Origin of the sequence: Streptococcus sp. 2021WUSS109 (assembly GCF_044427305.1) — a bacterium.
In the GTDB taxonomy this organism is placed as follows: Bacteria; Bacillota; Bacilli; order Lactobacillales; family Streptococcaceae; genus Streptococcus; species Streptococcus suis.
Window position 1 is genome coordinate 1 of the sequence record NZ_JAOTGF010000053.1, and the last position, 1,168, is coordinate 1,168.

Consider the following 1,168-nt stretch of genomic DNA (forward strand, 5'->3'; position numbering starts at 1 on the left):
AGAAACCATTCGTGACAATGCAACTACGGCTATGCAAGAAGCAGAAAAAGCACAAGCCCTAGCAGATCTTGAAAAAGCTAAAGAAACACAGAAAATTGCAGATAAGGCTGCGATTGATAGGTTGACTATACTTGTGAAAGAGGGTGAGCTTGAAGCTACTAGACGAGATGCTTTAAATCAGCTCGAGAAAGATGCAGCCAGAGCTAAAGAGGATATTGCAAAAAATCCAAACTTGACTAAAGAACAAGTAGACAAAGCACTTGAAGATGTTCAAAAAGATCTTGACAAGGCTAAAACTGCAATTAATGAAGCTACAACCCCAGACGCAGTTCAGGCAGAAATGGATAAAGGTGTAGCTGCACTTGCTAAAGATGTTCTTGACGCAGCGAAACAAGATGCTAAGAACAAGATTGCTAAAGATGCAGCAGCCGCTAAAGAAGCTATTGACTCCAATCCGAACTTGTCAGATGAAGAGAAAGAAGCTGCTAAGAAGGCAGTGGATACCGATGTCCAAGCTGCGACAGAAGCAATTGATGCTTCAACAAGTCCAGTCGAAGCGCAATCGGCAGAGGACAAAGGCGTAGGTTCAATCGCCCAAGATGTTCTTGACGCAGCGAAACAAGATGCTAAGAACAAGATTGCTAAAGAAGTTGACGCCGCTAAGTCAGCCATTGACGCGAATCCAAACTTGACAGACGCAGAGAAGAAAACCTTCACAGATGCGGTAGATGCAGAAGTAGCCAAAGCTAACGACGCTATTTCAGCTGCAACTAGCCCAGCCGATGTTCAAAAAGAAGAGGATGCAGGTGTAGCAGCCATTGCAGAAGATGTTCTTGACGCAGCGAAACAAGATGCTAAGAACAAGATTGCCAAAGAAGCAGAATCAGCTAAGAAAGCAATTGACACCAATCCAAACTTGACTCCAGAAGAGAAGGAATCAGCTAAGAAAGCAATAGATACCGATGCTCAAGCCGCGACAGCCGCTATTGATAAAGCATCAACTCCAGATGCAGTTCAAGTAGAAGAGGACAAAGGTGTAGCAGCTATCAATTTGATTACTGCTAAGGCAGATGCTAAAGGTGCCGTTGCTGCTAAGTTGGCAGATGAAATCAAAAAGCTCGAAGATAAGCAAGCAGAAGCAGAAAAAGCTATCGATACATCAACTATG

General features: G+C 43.6%; 1 protein-coding gene. It reads left to right on the forward strand.

Annotated features, from left to right (window positions below; translation table 11 throughout):
• Nucleotides 1–1,168, forward strand: a 1,168-nt coding sequence (locus ODU37_RS10655; RefSeq protein ID WP_398580487.1) for a DUF1542 domain-containing protein, incomplete at both ends; no start/stop codon positions are given.